General features: G+C 70.1%; 15 protein-coding genes and 1 tRNA gene. 10 read left to right on the top strand and 6 right to left on the bottom strand.

What is annotated here, in order from left to right:
- Window positions 1-93: 93 nt before the first annotated feature.
- Window positions 94-957, bottom strand: coding sequence for a helix-turn-helix domain-containing protein (locus AB0L65_RS51295; protein ID WP_364262512.1), 864 nt, complete (start codon window positions 955-957; stop codon window positions 94-96).
- Window positions 958-1,034: 77 nt separating this feature from the next.
- Here AB0L65_RS51295 and AB0L65_RS51300 point away from each other — a divergent pair, with 77 nt between their 5' ends.
- The 3 genes from AB0L65_RS51300 to AB0L65_RS51310 all read left to right on the top strand — a co-directional run bounded on the left by AB0L65_RS51300 (window position 1,035) and on the right by AB0L65_RS51310 (window position 2,835).
- On the top strand, window positions 1,035-1,877 hold the full coding sequence (locus AB0L65_RS51300) for an alpha/beta hydrolase (RefSeq protein WP_364262514.1): 843 nt from the start codon (window positions 1,035-1,037) through the stop codon (window positions 1,875-1,877).
- A gap of 121 nt (window positions 1,878-1,998) precedes the next feature.
- Window positions 1,999-2,361 carry a VOC family protein gene (locus AB0L65_RS51305; protein ID WP_364262517.1) on the top strand — a complete coding sequence of 121 codons (363 nt, stop codon included), beginning with the start codon at window positions 1,999-2,001 and terminating at the stop codon, window positions 2,359-2,361.
- Window positions 2,362-2,454: 93 nt separating this feature from the next.
- A complete protein-coding gene (locus AB0L65_RS51310; RefSeq protein WP_364262520.1) occupies window positions 2,455-2,835 on the top strand; it encodes a nuclear transport factor 2 family protein in 381 nt (126 codons plus the stop codon).
- 65 nt (window positions 2,836-2,900) lie between these two features.
- Here AB0L65_RS51310 and AB0L65_RS51315 read toward each other — a convergent pair whose 3' ends face one another.
- Complete coding sequence (locus tag AB0L65_RS51315; protein WP_364262523.1) at window positions 2,901-3,521, bottom strand: TetR/AcrR family transcriptional regulator C-terminal domain-containing protein; 621 nt, start codon at window positions 3,519-3,521, stop codon at window positions 2,901-2,903.
- 73 nt (window positions 3,522-3,594) lie between these two features.
- On the opposite strand from AB0L65_RS51315, the gene AB0L65_RS51320 reads away from it, so the two are divergent.
- The gene (locus AB0L65_RS51320; RefSeq protein WP_364262526.1) at window positions 3,595-4,350 is read left to right on the top strand and encodes an SDR family oxidoreductase; all 756 of its coding nucleotides are present in this window, start codon (window positions 3,595-3,597) and stop codon (window positions 4,348-4,350) included.
- Between the two features lie 15 nt (window positions 4,351-4,365).
- Here the strand turns inward: AB0L65_RS51320 and AB0L65_RS51325 are convergent, their stop codons facing one another.
- A complete protein-coding gene (locus AB0L65_RS51325; RefSeq protein ID WP_364262529.1) occupies window positions 4,366-5,922 on the bottom strand; it encodes a heparinase II/III family protein in 1,557 nt (518 codons plus the stop codon).
- 225 nt (window positions 5,923-6,147) lie between these two features.
- On the opposite strand from AB0L65_RS51325, the gene AB0L65_RS51330 reads away from it, so the two are divergent.
- Complete coding sequence (locus tag AB0L65_RS51330) at window positions 6,148-6,744, top strand: HD domain-containing protein (protein WP_350729687.1); 597 nt, start codon at window positions 6,148-6,150, stop codon at window positions 6,742-6,744.
- A 30-nt stretch (window positions 6,745-6,774) separates the two neighbouring features.
- Here AB0L65_RS51330 and AB0L65_RS51335 read toward each other — a convergent pair whose 3' ends face one another.
- Window positions 6,775-7,131, bottom strand: a complete 357-nt coding sequence (locus AB0L65_RS51335; protein ID WP_355208858.1) for an antibiotic biosynthesis monooxygenase — start codon at window positions 7,129-7,131, stop codon at window positions 6,775-6,777.
- A gap of 139 nt (window positions 7,132-7,270) precedes the next feature.
- On the opposite strand from AB0L65_RS51335, the gene AB0L65_RS51340 reads away from it, so the two are divergent.
- Both AB0L65_RS51340 and gltX read left to right on the top strand, forming a co-directional pair.
- On the top strand, window positions 7,271-8,047 hold the full coding sequence (locus AB0L65_RS51340) for a fumarylacetoacetate hydrolase family protein (RefSeq protein ID WP_185068095.1): 777 nt from the start codon (window positions 7,271-7,273) through the stop codon (window positions 8,045-8,047).
- A complete protein-coding gene (gene gltX, locus AB0L65_RS51345; protein WP_364262532.1) occupies window positions 8,040-9,413 on the top strand; it encodes a glutamate--tRNA ligase in 1,374 nt (457 codons plus the stop codon). Before AB0L65_RS51340 ends, gltX begins: the two co-directional genes overlap by 8 nt.
- A gap of 45 nt (window positions 9,414-9,458) precedes the next feature.
- Here the strand turns inward: gltX and AB0L65_RS51350 are convergent, their stop codons facing one another.
- Complete coding sequence (locus tag AB0L65_RS51350) at window positions 9,459-11,426, bottom strand: M3 family metallopeptidase (protein WP_364262535.1); 1,968 nt, start codon at window positions 11,424-11,426, stop codon at window positions 9,459-9,461.
- A 163-nt stretch (window positions 11,427-11,589) separates the two neighbouring features.
- Between AB0L65_RS51350 and AB0L65_RS51355 the strand changes: the two genes are divergently transcribed.
- Window positions 11,590-11,661, top strand: a tRNA-Gln gene (locus tag AB0L65_RS51355).
- 5 nt (window positions 11,662-11,666) lie between these two features.
- Here the strand turns inward: AB0L65_RS51355 and AB0L65_RS51360 are convergent.
- Entirely contained in the window at window positions 11,667-12,593 is a 927-nt protein-coding gene (locus AB0L65_RS51360; RefSeq protein WP_364262538.1) for an alpha/beta fold hydrolase, read from the bottom strand.
- 109 nt (window positions 12,594-12,702) lie between these two features.
- On the opposite strand from AB0L65_RS51360, the gene AB0L65_RS51365 reads away from it, so the two are divergent.
- Window positions 12,703-14,061, top strand: a complete 1,359-nt coding sequence (locus AB0L65_RS51365) for a sensor histidine kinase (protein WP_364262541.1) — start codon at window positions 12,703-12,705, stop codon at window positions 14,059-14,061.
- Between the two features lie 184 nt (window positions 14,062-14,245).
- On the top strand, window positions 14,246-14,860 hold the full coding sequence (locus AB0L65_RS51370) for a response regulator transcription factor (protein ID WP_364262544.1): 615 nt from the start codon (window positions 14,246-14,248) through the stop codon (window positions 14,858-14,860).
- Window positions 14,861-14,919 lie beyond the last annotated feature (59 nt).

The following is a 14,919-nucleotide window of genomic DNA, read 5'->3' on the forward strand; positions in this document are numbered from 1 at the left end:
ACCTCACATCTGTCCGGCGACCGTCTCACGTGCGGTCGGCGACCGAAGCGGCGACCGTCTCACGTGCGGTCGGCAACCGAAGCGGTGACCGTCTCACGTGCGGTTGGCCGGCGAACCGGCGGGTGTCGCCTGGCTGGGCCAGGCGATGTCGTCGACCGCCAGAAACGGTTCGCCGGCCACGGTCGCCGGCGTCACCCCGGTGAACGCCACGACGTCCCGATGCAGGTGGGACTGGTCGGCATAACCGGCATCCGCCGCGACCCGGGCCGCGCCCTCACCCGCGACCAGGCGATGGGCGGCATGATCGAAGCGGACCAGCTTCACGGCGCGTTTGGGCGGCAGGCCGATCTGCGAGCGGAACCGGGACCACAGGCGCTTACGGCTCCACCCGACCTCGGCCGCCAGGCCGTCGACCCGGACCCGGCCGCGGCCGGCGACGATCCGCTGCCAGGCCCAGGCCACCTCCGGGTCCACCGGCGGCCCTGCCTCGTGCCGGCGGGCGAGCAGCGCGTCCGTCAACGCGAAGCGTTCCTGCCACGACGAGACCTCGCTCAGCCGCTCGCGGATCCGTGACGCCTCGCGGCCCCACAGGTCGTCGAGGGCCACCACGGCGCCGTCGAGGTCGGCGGGGGAGATGTCCAGAACCGCGCGTGCGATCGCCGGGGACAGGCGCACCTGCACGCACTCGACGTTCTCACCCCGCGCCCGGACCGCGCCTCCGGACCCGAGCCCGGGCCCGGCGACGATGCTTCCCCGCTGCTGCCGTCCGGCGGCGTACTCCATGACGGCCGAACCGACACCGAACTCCACCAGCAGCGTCACGGCCGGATGCGGAACCATCCGGAGCGTGTCCAGGTCACGGACCCGGAACCCGGCCATGGTGACACCGGCCACCCGGCTGGGCCGCCGCGGGCATGCCACGTCCCACACAGCCGCGCCGTGCACGAATGTCCGCACCGTTTCATGCTACGCGGGCCGATCGGGGGGAACATTTGTCCAATCCACCGGCGCGTACCGGCGGCGACAGTGGCCTCATGACCATTTCTGACGGCGGAACCGAAGCCACCGAGAGCTCGACCCTGTCCCTGGACGACGGCGACATCCACGTGTGCCAGGACGGCCCCCGCGACGCGCCCCCACTCCTGCTCATCCACGGGACGGCATCCTCGGCCATGTGGTGGGACCTGCTGGTTCCGCTGCTGACCAGATCCCACCGCGTCATCCGGATCGACCTGCTCGGTCACGGCCGGTCGGGCCAACCGGCCGACGGTAGTTACGCGGTCGCGGACCAGGCACGCCGGGCTGGTGCGGCGCTGGACCGGCTCGGCGTCGAGCACGCCGTGGTCGCCGGCCATTCCAGCGGCGGCGCGGTCGCCACCGCCCTCGCCGAGCGACGACCCGACCTGGTGACCGCGCTCGCGCTCATCAACACCGGACCCAGCATGGACGCCTTCATCGCACAGGAGTCCGCTGCGATCGGGCCCTCGCAGTGGCCGCCGAGCGACGAGCTGATCCGCCAGTTCTCGAGCACCGGTTTCAGGCGGGCGGACCACCCGATCCCGCAGGCGTTCGTGGACGAGCTGCGCGGTATGAGCTTCCCTGCGTTCGTCGCGATCATGCAGGCGCCCCGCGAATACCTGGAGGAGCGGGCGCTCCCCGATCGGCTGAAGGACCTCGGCAAGCCGCTGCTGGTGATCTTCGGTGTGGAGGACCGGAGGTGGCGATCCTCGTCCGCGGCCGACTACGGCGTCGTTCCGGGCGCGAAGATCGAGCTGCTGCCCGGTTCCGGCCACTCGCCCATCGTGGAAGATCCGCCGCGGACCGCCGAACTGCTCCTGGCCTTCACCGCGATCCACCGTCGATCACATGGGAGGTGACGCCGGCGGGTTCGGCAAGGTCGGCTCACATAGGCTGCTGCTATGCCGCGCTGCGCAGAGAGGGCAGTGCGGGCATCGCTGACAACCGATGCGGTCGAGCCGACAAGACAAAGGGATATCCATGATCACCCACATCAACGTCGCCGTCATGTACGTAGCCGATCAGCAGCGGTCGGTGGATTTCTACGTCGACAAGCTCGGCTTCACCAAGACCGTCGATGCCGAGATGTGGCCGGGCGCGCGCTGGGTGGAGGTCAAGCCGCCGAGCGGACAGACCTCGATCACCTTGCACAGCGCGGAGGCGTTCGACAAGAAGCCGGGCGAGGGTGCCTTTCTCACCTTCGCCTGTGATGACATCGACGAGACGGTGCGTCAGTTGCGCGAGCGCGGCGTCACCGTGACCGACCCGGTAGAGGAGGCCTGGGGCACTTACATCAAGGCCACCGACCCGGACGGCCACGAGGTCATGATCTCCAAGAAATGACGGACCAGGGGCTCCCCTGACCCCCTGGTAGCCGGTTGTCCATTACATGGGATGTAATCGACGGGCCGGGCCGGGGCGCCGCATGGTGGGCGCATGAGTGAGAACGGCATTGCCGAACGCAACAAGGAGATCGTCCTGCGCGGCTTCTCGGAGTTCGCGGCGGGGAACGTGGAGATACTTCGCGACCTGCTCCGGGAGGATTTCATCGAGCACAGCCCGGGAAATCCGTCAGGCAGAGACGCGTTCATCGAGTTCATCGCGAGCGCCCCGGTCGCCGGGGCGAAGCTCGACCTCAAGCGGGTCATCGCCGAGGACGACCACGTGATGCTGCACTATCACATGGTCCCGCCAGGGGACGGGCGCGGGATCGCGGTCGTCGACATATGGCGGATGGTGGACGGGCAGATCGTCGAGCACTGGGATGTGGTGCAGCCGGTGCCCGATCCTGGCGAGATCCCGTACGGGATGTTCTGACGGCGAAGGCGCCGATTTCGCCGCCGGTTCACGATGAGGCGCCCGGATCAGGGTGAGGCGCCGGATCAGGGTGAGGCGCCGACCATCAGGGGCCAGACCGCCGCGGAGAGCTCCTCGGGGGTGCCCGGGCACCCCCGCCGCACCCAGTCCGCCGCCACCGACAGCAGCGCCCCCGCGACGAACGCCGCCGGAACGTCATGAGGGATGTCCGCAGGATCATCGACGTGGGTGGAGCCGCCGTCGTCCGGTGAGGTGCGCTGTCCGCTGACGTGGATGGCGACGGTCATGCGGTGCCGCAGGTGGTCCTGGAGTCGGGCGCTGCCGTCGGGGCCCAGCAGCGCCCGGTACAGGTGCGCGTGCTCGGCGACGTGCGCGAACAACCGCGTGGTCTCGACGGGCGGCTCGCTCCGGGCCACCACGTACCGGCCCAGCTTCGGCGCGGCGGCGACCAGGCCGTCGAACATCGCCGCGCAGGCCGACTCGGCGAGGGCGTGGACGTCGGGGAAGTGGTCGTAGAAGGTCGAGCGGTTCAGGCCGGCCCGCTTGGTGACGTCGGCCACCGTGATCTGCCCCAGCTCCTTGTCCAGGACCAGATCCAGCAGCGCCTGCTGCAGCGCGGCCAGGGATCGCCGCGCGCGGGGGTCGGCCTGGACGCGGCCGGTGAGCGGGGGCTTCTCTTCGGGCACAGGCTCAGTGTACTTTGACGACACCCGTTGTTTAGCCGACAGGTGTTGGATAGCGCGAAGGGAAGGAGCCGTCATGGGTTCGTTGGAGGGCAAGGTCGCGATAGTGACCGGCGCCGGGCAGGGGATCGGGCGCGGCATCGCCATGGCCATGGCCAAGGAGGGCGCCTCGATCGCCGTCGTCGACCTCAACGGCGAGGCGGCGGCCGGGACGGCCGGCGAGATCGAGCGCCTCGGCGCGGCGGCGATCCCGCTGACCTGCGACATCCGCGACTCCGCCGCCGTCGGCGCCGCGGTGGCCGCGGTGGTCGAGCGGTTCGGCACCGTGGACATCCTGGTCAACAACGCGATGGCGGCCCGCGTCGGGGTGCCGCTGGAGGAGATCACCGACGAGGATCTCGAGCTGGCGTTCCGCACCGGCCCCATGGCCAGCACGTACTTCATGCGGGCCTGCTTCCCCCACCTCAAGGGCGGCGGGCGCGTCATCAACCTGCGCTCCGGCTCCGAGATCCAGGGGCTGGTCGGTTACGGCGCGTACGTGTCGGCGAAGGCCGCCGTCGGCGGCCTCACCAGGACCGCGGCCCGCGAGTGGGGTGCCCACGACATCACGGTCAACGCGATCTGCCCCTTCGCGCTCAGCGAAGGGGCGAAGTCCTACTTCGACACGCGGCCGGACGAGCTGGACGCGGCGCTGTCCGGCCTGTCGCTGCGCCGCACCGGTGACGCGGAGGCCGACATCGGCCGCGCCGCCGTCTTCCTGGCCGGGCCGGACGCCTCATTCATCACCGGCTGCTCGATCATGGTGGATGGAGGCGGCTCTTTCCTGGGCTGACGGCAGGAGGCGAGGTTAGAACGCCTTGGCGGAGAACGAGGTGCCGTCCACCGTGACCTTTCCGCCCGAGCAGGACACCTTGGGCGAGTCCGTCCCGGGCACGATCACCGTCAACAGCGACTGCGCCGCCGGTGACACCACCACATTGGTCGGCAGCTTCGACAGGTACGTGGGCGAGACCCAGCCCACCTTCCCGCCGCGCTCCACCTTCTGCCCGCCGACCCGGTCGCACGACGACGAGAACTGCAGCAGGGTGACCTTGAACTTGCCGTCCCCGAGCACGACCTTGCCCCCGCCGTTGGACACCAGCTTGAGCGACGGGTCGAACCGCCAGAGGTTGCTTATCTTCTTGCCGCCCGAGGCCGTGTCCAGCACCGCCATCAGGTCCTCGCCGTGGTTCACCAGGACCGACCTGGTGCGGCTCACCCCGTACGCCTTGTCGGTCAGCTTGAACGACTGCCGGTCCTTGCCGTACTTCGACGCCACGAGCTTCGAGGACGTCCGCGGCTTGAAGCGGGCCCCGACCACCGTCGGCACGTTGTGGGCCTCGGGGGAGAGCGTCCAGTAGCGGTAGGCGCTCTTCTCGTAGGAGTGGAAGCCGCCGTCCACCAGGAGGTTGCGGCCCTGGGCGTAGTACGTGACGCCCAGGTGGTCCTCGTGGCCGTGGAACTTCAGCCCGGGCCCGAACCTGATCGAGTAGTACGCCGAGTCCGGCTTGCCCCAGGCCGTGCGGCCGAAGACGTAGCCCGCCCGGTAAGTCTTGACCTCCTGCTTCGGCGTCCCCGTCTCGATCTTCGGCTCGGTCTCGGCGGTGCCGTCGCCGATGGGCACCATGTAGCCGGTCGGCATGGTGGCGTGGGCGATGAAGTCCTTCATCGCCTCGGCCCGCTTGGCGATCTCGCCGGGCACCTTCCTGCCGCACGCCTTCATGTTGGTGATCGCGACCTGCAGCCGGCTGTAGACGTACACGGCATAGCGCGGGGCCTGCTCCATGAGCGCGCCCTGCGAGTCGACGTCGAGCTTCACCGTGCCGGTCAGCCGGCGGGAGGCCAGGTCCGACCAGTCCTTGCGGCCGTACCTGCAGCCGATGCCCATGAGCGCGATGTCCTGGTCGATGCCGTGGTTGTGGCCCTTCTTGTAGAGCCGCGAGTCCGACAGGAGCCTGGCGTGGTCGGCGAGGCTGTCCTTCAGCCAGCTCTCCTTGACGTGCATGCTCAGGCAGAGCAGCGGCTGCGTGCGCAGCGAGACCGGGTGGTCCTTCCACGTGTACGGCTTGGTGCCGCGCGCCCCGGGCTTGTTGTTCGCGACCCAGTCCTTGGTGATCTCGGTGGCGCGATCCAAATAGCTGCGGTCACCGCTGTTCTCGTACGCGACGACCAGCGTGCCCATCCAGCGCAGCGACTGGAACACGAACTCCCACGAACGGTTCCCGTACGGGCTCGCGCTCCAGTTGATCTTCTTGCCGAGCTTGTACGCGGGCAGCCCGACCAGCGAGATCTCGCCCTTCATGACGTCGTCGGCCGTGGGGGTGCCGGGCAGCCAGTCGCCCTGGCACTCCGCGGTCCGGGTCACCTTGTCGGCATGCGCGGGGCTGCCTAACCCGCCGAGCGCCAGCATAAGGGCAAGAGGTATCGCGAGCCGGCGCACGCCAGTTCCTTTCGGGACAAAAAGTGAAGGTGGAACATGCTTTCCGAATCGCGATCAATGGGTCAAGTTGAGTGGCGGATTCGTTAGATGCTCGATGCGCCACCGGTGTCCCGCATGGCGTAGCCGTACCTGGCGCGACATGCTGGTGCGGTGACATTCGACGACCTCGTGATCCCGGACACACCCGCCTGCCGCGGGGCGCTGGAGGTGGCCGCCCGCTACCACACGCCCTCGCTGCTCAACCACTCGATCAGGGCCTACCTGTGGGCGGCCGCGTACGCGCGTGAGCACGGCATCGCGTTCGACGCGGAGCTGCTCTACGTGTCGGCCATGCTGCACGACCTCGGGCTGGTGGCCGAGTTCGACAGCCACTCGGTGCCGTTCGAGGAGGCGGGCGGCGACGTGGCCTGGGTCTTCTGCGCCGGCGCCGGCTGGTCGCCCGAGCGGAGGGTACGCGCCCGCGAGGTGATCATCCGGCACATGTGGGACGAGGTGCCCCTGGAGGAGGACCCGGAGGGCCACCTGCTGGAGCTCTCGACCGGCATGGACATCTCGGGCCGCCGTACGGAGGAGATCCCCGAGGCGATCAGGCGCGAGGTCCTGGAGCGCTACCCGAGGCTGGAGATCGCCAAGGAGTTCGGGGCGTGCATCTCGGAGCAGGGCGCGCGCAAGCCGTCCAGCATCGCCGGCCAGTTCGTCCGCGCCGGCATCGTGGACCGGATCGCGCGCAACCCGCTGGACGCCTGACCCCGAAAAGGGTCTTGGAAGCCGGATCGGCTATGACTTGGGGCCGGTGCTCTCGGCGACCTCGAAGGTCCACACCTCCGAGCCGGTCGCCGCGGGCCCCTGCCCGTGCCCGTGACCGTGGCCGTGGCCCTGTTCCTGGGCGGCCTGGGCGGCCTGCGCGTGCCCGCGCCGGAAGGCCTCACCCTGCTGCCAGTTCTGGAAGTCCTCCTCGCTGCGCCAGCGCGTGTAGACGAGGTAACGCTCGGTGCCCTCCACCGGCCTGAGCAGCTCGAACCACTCGAACCCGTCGGCCGACTCCACCATGCCCGCCCGGTTGGCGAAGCGCCGTTCGAGCTCCTCGCGCATGTCGGCGGGCACGTTCAGGACGTTGATCTTCACGACGGACAACGGGGCCCCTCTCGTCGGCGACACCACCTGCTGAGAGATCCAGGCTAACGCGGGCGGCCTCAGGGTCCTGCTCCTGGTCCGGCGCGGCACGAGGTACGCGTTGGGCGGAGCCTGGCGGTGGCGGCGATAGCCTTGTCAGGTGCGTATAGCGAGGTTCTCCACAGGCGAAGGCGTGTCGTTCGGCGTGGTCGAGGGCGGCCCGGGCGAGGAGGTCATCTCCGCGGTCGCCGGTCACCCGTTCGGCCAGGTGCAGTTCACCGGCGAGCGGCACCCGCTGTCCCAGGTGAAACTGCTGGCCCCGATGCTGCCGAGCAAAGTGGTCGCCATCGGCAGAAACTACGCCGAGCACGCGGCCGAGCTGGGCAACGAGGTGCCCGAGGAACCGCTGATCTTCATGAAGCCGTCCACGTCGGTGATCGGCCACGGCGAGAACATCGCGTACCCCACGACGCTGTCCGACCGCGTCGACTACGAGGGGGAGCTGGCCGTGGTGATCGGCAGGCTGTGCCGCGAGGTGCCGGTCGAGCGGGTCAAGGACGTCATCTTCGGCTACACCTGCGCCAACGACGTCACCGCCCGCGATCTCCAGAAGAAGGACGTGCAGTTCACCCGGGCCAAGGGGTTCGACACGTTCTGCCCGCTGGGGCCGTGGATCCAGACCGACCTCGACGCGAGCGACCTGGCGCTGACGACCACGGTCAACGGCGAGATCCGGCAGAGCGGCCGCACCAGCCAGCTCATCAACGACATCCCCGCGCTGGTGGCCTACGTCAGCGCGGTCATGACCCTGATCCCCGGCGACGTCATCCTGACCGGCACCCCCGCGGGTGTCGGCCCGCTCGAGATCGGCGACGAGGTCAGCGTCGGCATCGAAGGCATCGGCACACTCACGAACAAGGTGGTCTCCCGTGACTGAAGTACGGGTGCGGTTCGCCCCGTCCCCAACCGGCATGTTCCATGTGGGCGGTGCCCGCACGGCGCTGTTCAACTGGGCGCTGGCCGAGCAGTCCGGCGGCCGCTTCGTGCTGCGCATCGAGGACACCGACGCGTCGCGAAACCGTCCGGAGTGGACCGAGGGCATCATCTCCGCCCTCGACTGGATCGGCATCAACGGCGGCAACCCGGCGTTCGAGGGCCCCTACTTCCAGTCGGCGTACGAGGCCCAGCACCGCGAGGCGGTGGCGAAGCTGCTGGCCGACGGCCGGGCCTACTACTGCGACTGCACGCGTGAGCTGCTGGTGGCCCGCACCGGCTCCGAGCACCGGGGCTACGACGGCCATTGCCGCGACCGCGGCCTGACCGAGGGCGCGGTCCGCTTCCGCACCCCCGACGACGGCGTCACGGTCGTCGAGGACCTCATCCGGGGCAACGTGGAGTTCCCCAACGAGGCGCAGGAGGACTTCGTCATCGCCCGCACCGACGGCTCGCCGCTCTACGTGCTGGCCAACGCGGTCGACGACATCACCCAGAACATCACCCACGTCGTCCGCGGCGAGGAGCACCTGGGCAACGCCGCCAAGCAGATGCTGCTGTGGCCGGCGCTGGGCGCCACGCCGCCGGTCTGGGCGCACCTCCCGGTGATCGTCAACGAGCAGCGCAAGAAGCTGTCCAAGCGCCGCGACAAGGTGGCCCTGGAGGACTACCGCGCGGAGGGCTACCTCGCGGAGTCCACGGTCAACTACCTGATGCTGCTGGGCTGGGGGCCGGGCGAGGACCGCGAGATCATGCCGTGGTCCGAGATGATGCCGCTGTTCCGGCTGGAGGACGTCAACTCCGCCAGCGCGTTCTTCGACGAGAAGAAGCTGCGCGCGTTCAACGGCGAGTACATCCGGGCGCTGCCGCTGGAGACGTTCGAGCACCGCTGCGAGCCCTACCTCGACCCGTCCTGGGACCGCGAGCTGTTCAGCAAGGTCGCGGCGCTGGCCCAGACCCGCATCGCGGTGCTGTCGGAGATCCGGCAGAACGTCGACTTCCTCTTCCTCGACGAGCCGGTCTTCGACCAGGCCTCCTGGGACAAGGCGATGAAGAACTCGCCGGTGGAGATCCTCACCGACTACCTGTCGCGGCTGGAGACGGTCAGCTGGGACCCCGAGTCGCTCAAGGAGGCGCTGGAGGAGGTCGGGACCGCGTACGGGCTCAAGCTCGGCAAGGCCCAGGCGCCGGTCCGCGTGGCGATCACCGGCCGGACGGTGGGCCTGCCGCTGTTCGAGTCGATCGAGGTGCTCGGCCGCGCCCGGGCACAGGAGCGCCTGCGCGCCTCGCTGGCCCGCCTGAAGGGCTGATCCGGCGGCCGGCGGCCCGCAGGGCGGGCCGCCGGCCGCACAGGCTCAGTCGAGGCCGCGGCGGACGAGCAGCGGCCGGATGCTGGGCTCGCGCCCGCGGAAGTTGCGGAACGCGGTCAGCGGGTCGAGGCTGCCGCCGCGGGAGAGCAGCTCGCGGCGGAAGTGGTCACCGTTGGCCCTGGTGAGCCCGCCGTTCTCCTTGAACCACTCCACGCTCTCCGCGTCGAGCACCTCGCTCCAGATGTAGGAGTAGTAGCCGGCGCTGTAGCCGCCGGAGAAGATGTGGGCGAAGTAGTTGGTCCTGTAACGCGGCCCGACCTGTGGCACGGCGATCTGGGCGGCCTCCAGGGCCGCGGACTCGAACGCCTCGGGGTCGGCCACCGTCTCCCCGGACGCCAGCTTGTGCCAGGCCCAGTCGAGCAGGGTCGCGGCGAGATATTCGACGGTCTTGAAGCCCTGGTTGAACTTCTCCGCCGCCTGCAGCTTCTCCACCAGCTCGGCCGGCATCGGCTCGCCCGTCTCGTGGTGCTTGGCGTAGTTGGCCAGCACCTCGGGCCAGGTCACCCACATCTCGTTGACCTGTGACGGGTACTCGACGAAGTCGCGCGGCACGTGGGTGCCCGACACGCGCGGGAAGCGCACCTGGGAGAACAGCCCGTGCAGCGCGTGCCCGAACTCGTGGAAGGCCGTGTTGACCTCGTCGTACGTCAGCAGCGTCGGCCCCGAGGCCGGCTTGGTGACGTTGAGGTTGTTGATGACCACCGGCAGCTGCCCGAACAGGAACGACTGGTCGACCAGGTTGTTCATCCACGCGCCGCCGCGCTTGGTCTCCCTCGCGTACGGGTCGAGCACGAACAGCCCCAGCCGGCTCCCGTCCTCGTCGAACACCTCGTACACCGTCACGTCGGGGTGGTATCCGCCCAGGTCGGGCCGCTCGGTGAAGGTGAGGCCGTACAGCTTCCCGGCCGCGAAGAAGATGCCGTCACGGTAGACGCGGTCGAGCTCGAAGTACGGCCGCATCTCGGCGGCGTCGAAGTCGTAGCGGGCCTGGCGCACCTTCTCGGAGTAGTACGACCAGTCCCACGGCTCGATGTCGAACCCGGCCTGCTCCGACAGCGCCTCGGCCTCCTTGCGCGCGTTGCGCACGGCGGGGGCGACGAGCTGGCCGAGCATCTCCTCGACCGCCTCGACGGTCTTGGCCGTCTGGTCGGCCACCACGTACGCCGCGTGGCTGGAGAACCCGAGCAGCTCCGCCCGCTCGGCCCGCAGCGCCGCCATCCTGGCCGCCAGCTCGAAGTTGCCCGGCGCCCGCCCGACGCTCAGCTCGTACAGCCTGCGGCGCACGTCGCGGTCGGTGAGCTGGGCCAGGCCCGGCTGGACGGTGAAGTTGAGCAGCGGCAGGACGTACTTGCCGTCCTTGAGCAGCGACTCGATCTTGGCCTGGTCGAAGCCGTCGAGCTCCTTGGGGTCCGACACCACCAGGGCCGACTCCGTCGAGGCCTTCAGCAGCGTCTGCGCGAACTCCGTCGAGAGCTTCGACAGCTCCTCGTTGAGCTGCCGGAGCCGGTCCTGGTCCGGCTCCGACAGGTCGGCGCCCGCCCTGATGAAGTCCTCCCGGTACTTCTCCAGCAGCCAGGCCTCCTCGGGCTCCTCCGTGGACACCTGCTTGATGCGCGCCCACAGCGCCCGGTTGAGCCGGATCGCGTCGCCGTGCCTGGTCAGCTGGGGAGAGATCTCCTTCTCGATCTCCATGATGCCGTCGGTGGTGTCGGAGGCGGCGATGCTGAAGAAGACCGTGGCCGTGCGGTCGAGAATCCGTCCCGACCGCTCGAGCGCGGCGATCGTGTTGTCGAACGTCGGCGCCTCGGTGCTGCCTGCGATCGCGCCGACCTCCGCCAGCTGCTCCGCCATGCCGCGCTCGAACGCGGGCAGGTAGTGCTCCTCGCGGACGTCGGCGAAGGGCGGCAGTTCGTACGGCAGGTCGCTAGGGGTGAAGAACGGGTTACCGGCCAACGGTGGGGCTCCTCCACGTGGTGTTTTGTCCTCTTCAGCTTGGCACGTGAGGGCGGCTGCTGTGGGCGCTGGAGGGTTCGTTGGCTATTCGTTTTGGTCTTAACCCCAGAGCTGGGCTATTCTTTCGGACGTCGCCGAGAGCGCCCCCAGGGGTCGCAAGCGGTGGGGTATGGTGTAATTGGCAGCACGACTGATTCTGGTTCAGTTAGTCTAGGTTCGAGTCCTGGTACCCCAGCTTTATCATTTCGCCAGTTTGTGCAGGATTTCGGTAATCAGCCGGTACGTTCTCGCCGTCGGCGCATGCGAAGCCTCCACCGAGTAGACCTTGAACTTGTTGCCTGGCGTGGCCGCATCCGCTTCCTTGATCATCCGGTCCTGCAGCGCGAGCGGGATCACTCTGTCCCGCGTGTGCCTGATGTAGACGCGCGGCACCCGTCCCCACGCCTCCTTGCGCCCCCGAGCGTCGGCGCTCCCCACCAGGAGACTCTCATCCGGCAGCAACGTGTTCAGCATGGCCAGGAGCTCGCCTTCGCTCGCCTCCGCCATGAACGCCGCCTTGACCGCGTCCAGAAACTTCCTGTCGCCGGTCCGCCAGTTCATGCGGATCGCGCCGATCACCCTCGGGTCGGCGATGATGCCCGCCGCCACGCTGCCCGCCAGGCTCTCCTTGCCCTCCGGCGTCCCCAGATAGTCGTTGGGCGAGCTCAGCTTCGTGCAGCAGAACGCGGTGTCGTAGACGAGCAGGTCGATCAGGTCGGGCACCGCGTCGGCCGCCTTCGTGATGGTCGCGCCGCCCAGGCTGCCACCCACCAGGATCACCGGGCCGTAGCCGGAGACCCGGCGCACGGCGTCCACCGTGGCCTCGACATAGTCGTCGAGCGTGACCCCCGCCACCGGCGACGGCAGCGTGGCCAGCTTCTCCAGGTCCTGCGGGGTCTGGTAGGCGAGGCGAAACTGCTCCTCGGGGCCGTGCCCCGGCAGTGCCACGCCCACGGTGCGGTGGCCGCGCAGCGTCAGCTCGGAGTCGCCGCTGGCCGAGCCGTTCGCGCCGGTCACGAAGACGTACGTGGTCACCTCCCGCCTCGGCTTGGCGGCCTGGGCGCCCACGGCGCCCGCGCCCGCGACGGCGGCGTACTGAAACATGTCCCTACGGGTCGGAAAGCTCATGACTCGATGTTCGCCCAGCTCAGGGCGGGTGCGCATCGCCTGCCCGGCTCGTCGTGCGGTGGACGTCCGGCATCCACCGATCGGTTGACGCCATGCCAGGCTTGACCCCATGAGCTGGCTCGACGGGCGCGAACGCGGGGCCTTTCTGTGCCTCGCCTACGGACTGCTCGGGATCTCCTCGACCGCGGCCGCCCTCGCGGACGTGCCCTGGCCCCTCCTTCGCTGGCTGGCCGGCCCCTTGCCGGCCTGGCTCGCCGCAACGGCAGGCCCGGGGTGGGCCGCGACGGGCGGCCTCCCGACGGCGACGGGCGGCGGTCCTGCGGCGGCGTGGACGGCGGTCGCCGGGTCGTGGTCCGGCGGGCCGGCCGCCGACTTCGGCCCCGGCCCGGCGGCGTTCGCGCCGTGGTGGCCGGCGGTCGCGCTGGCCGCGGCGGTGTGGGTGGCGCCGATCGGCTGGCTCCACCCCCGCCGGGACACGCGCCGCGCGCTCGTCGTGGGCCACTTCCTCGTGCTGATCGCGCTCGCCGCCGCGCTGACGGCCGCGAGCCCCGCCTTCATCGTGTTCGCCTCGATCGGCTACCCGCTGGCCAGCGCCCTGCTCCCGGCCCGGCTGACCATGGCGGGCGTGACACTCACCGCCATCGTCATCGTGACGGCCCAGGCGGGGCCGGGCGCCCGGGGCACCCTGCTCACCGTGATCGCGGGCGTGGCGCTGCCGCTGGTTGCGGCCGGCTGGTACGTCTCCGGCGAGCACGACAAGCGCCGCCGCCTGGTCGAGCGCCTGCGCGCCGCCATGACCGAGAACGCCTCCCTCAACGCCCGGCTCCTCGACCAGGCCAGGCGGGCGGGCGTGCTCGACGAGCGGCACCGCGTGGCGGGCGAGATCCACGACACGGTCGCCCAGGACCTCGTCGCCCTGATCGGCCAGCTCAACGCCGCCGACCGCACCTCCCGGGCCGAGACCCGCCGCCGCCACCTCGACCAGGCCGCCGAGCTGGCCCGCCGCAGCCTCTCCGAGGCCCGCCGGTCCGTACGCGCCCTGCGCCCGGAGCCGCTGGAGACCTCGAAGCTCCCGGACGCGATCACCGACCTGGCCGAGTCGTGGTCGCGGTCGGCCGGCGTCGACCTGACCCTCGAGATCACCGGCACCCCGGTCGCCCTGGCCGCCCCCATCGAGGACACGCTGTTCCGCGTGGCCCAGGAGGCCCTGGCCAACGTCGCCAAGCACGCCAGAGCCTCCAGGACGGGCCTGACCCTGTCGTACACGGACGAAACCGTCCTCCTCGACATTCGAGACGACGGCGCCGGTTTCGCCTCGCAGGAGCCCGCTGACGGCTTCGGCGTCGACGGAATGCGCCAACGCGTCCGCGCCGTCGGCGGCACCCTCCGCCTCGAGTCCACCCCCGGCCAGGGCACCGCCGTAGCCGCCGCCATCCCTGCGATCCCCGCCGAAGACGACCTTCCATGATCCGCGAGCCGGCCACGGCCGCCACCCGGGAGCGGCCGCCGCCCCTGCTCCCCCTCCACCCCTTTCCCAAAGGCGGAAGAGGAGCCTCGCGCCCTGATCATCGGACGTGTGGTCAGTCGACCCAAGGAGGGGCGATGGATGAGACCCTGACGAGGGACGACGGGTGCCGGCCGGAAGGGGAGAGATGCGGCTGAGGCTGCTGATAGCGGACGATCACCCCATCGTGCGCGACGGCCTGCGCGCGGCACTCGGTGGCGAGCCCGACCTTGAGATCGTCGGCGAGGCGGCCAACGGAGCGGAGGCCGTACGCCTGGCCGCCGAGCTCGAGCCCGACATCGTCCTCATGGACCTGCGCATGCCCGGGATGGACGGCGTCACCGCCATCCGCTGCCTCAGCGGCACGGGCCCGCGGGTGCTGGTCCTGACCACGTTCGACACCGACGTCCTGCCCGCCCTCGAAGCGGGCGCCACGGGCTACCTGCTGAAGGACGCCCCGCCGGAGGAGCTGGTGCGCGCCGTCCGCGCCACCCACCGGGGCGAGACCGTCCTCGCCCCCGCCGTGGCCGGCCGGCTCGCGGCGGCCCTCCGCAAGCCCACCAGGGGCAGGCTCAGCAATCGGGAGCTGGAGGTGCTGCGCCTGGTGGCCGGGGGAGCGACGAACAAGGTGGCGGCGGCGAGCCTGTTCATCAGCGAGGCCAGCGTCAAGACTCACCTCCTGCACATCTACGCCAAGCTCGACGTCCGCGACCGCGCCTCCGCCGTGGCCGAGGCCTACCGCCGCGGCCTCCTCACCGACTGACAGTGGTGATGGAGATGAGCGCCTCCCCGGCCAGGGTTTGACCCACCGGCTGACAGTGG

Origin of the sequence: Nonomuraea sp. NPDC052116 (assembly GCF_040680035.1) — a bacterium.
In the GTDB taxonomy this organism is placed as follows: domain Bacteria; phylum Actinomycetota; class Actinomycetes; order Streptosporangiales; family Streptosporangiaceae; genus Nonomuraea; species Nonomuraea angiospora_A.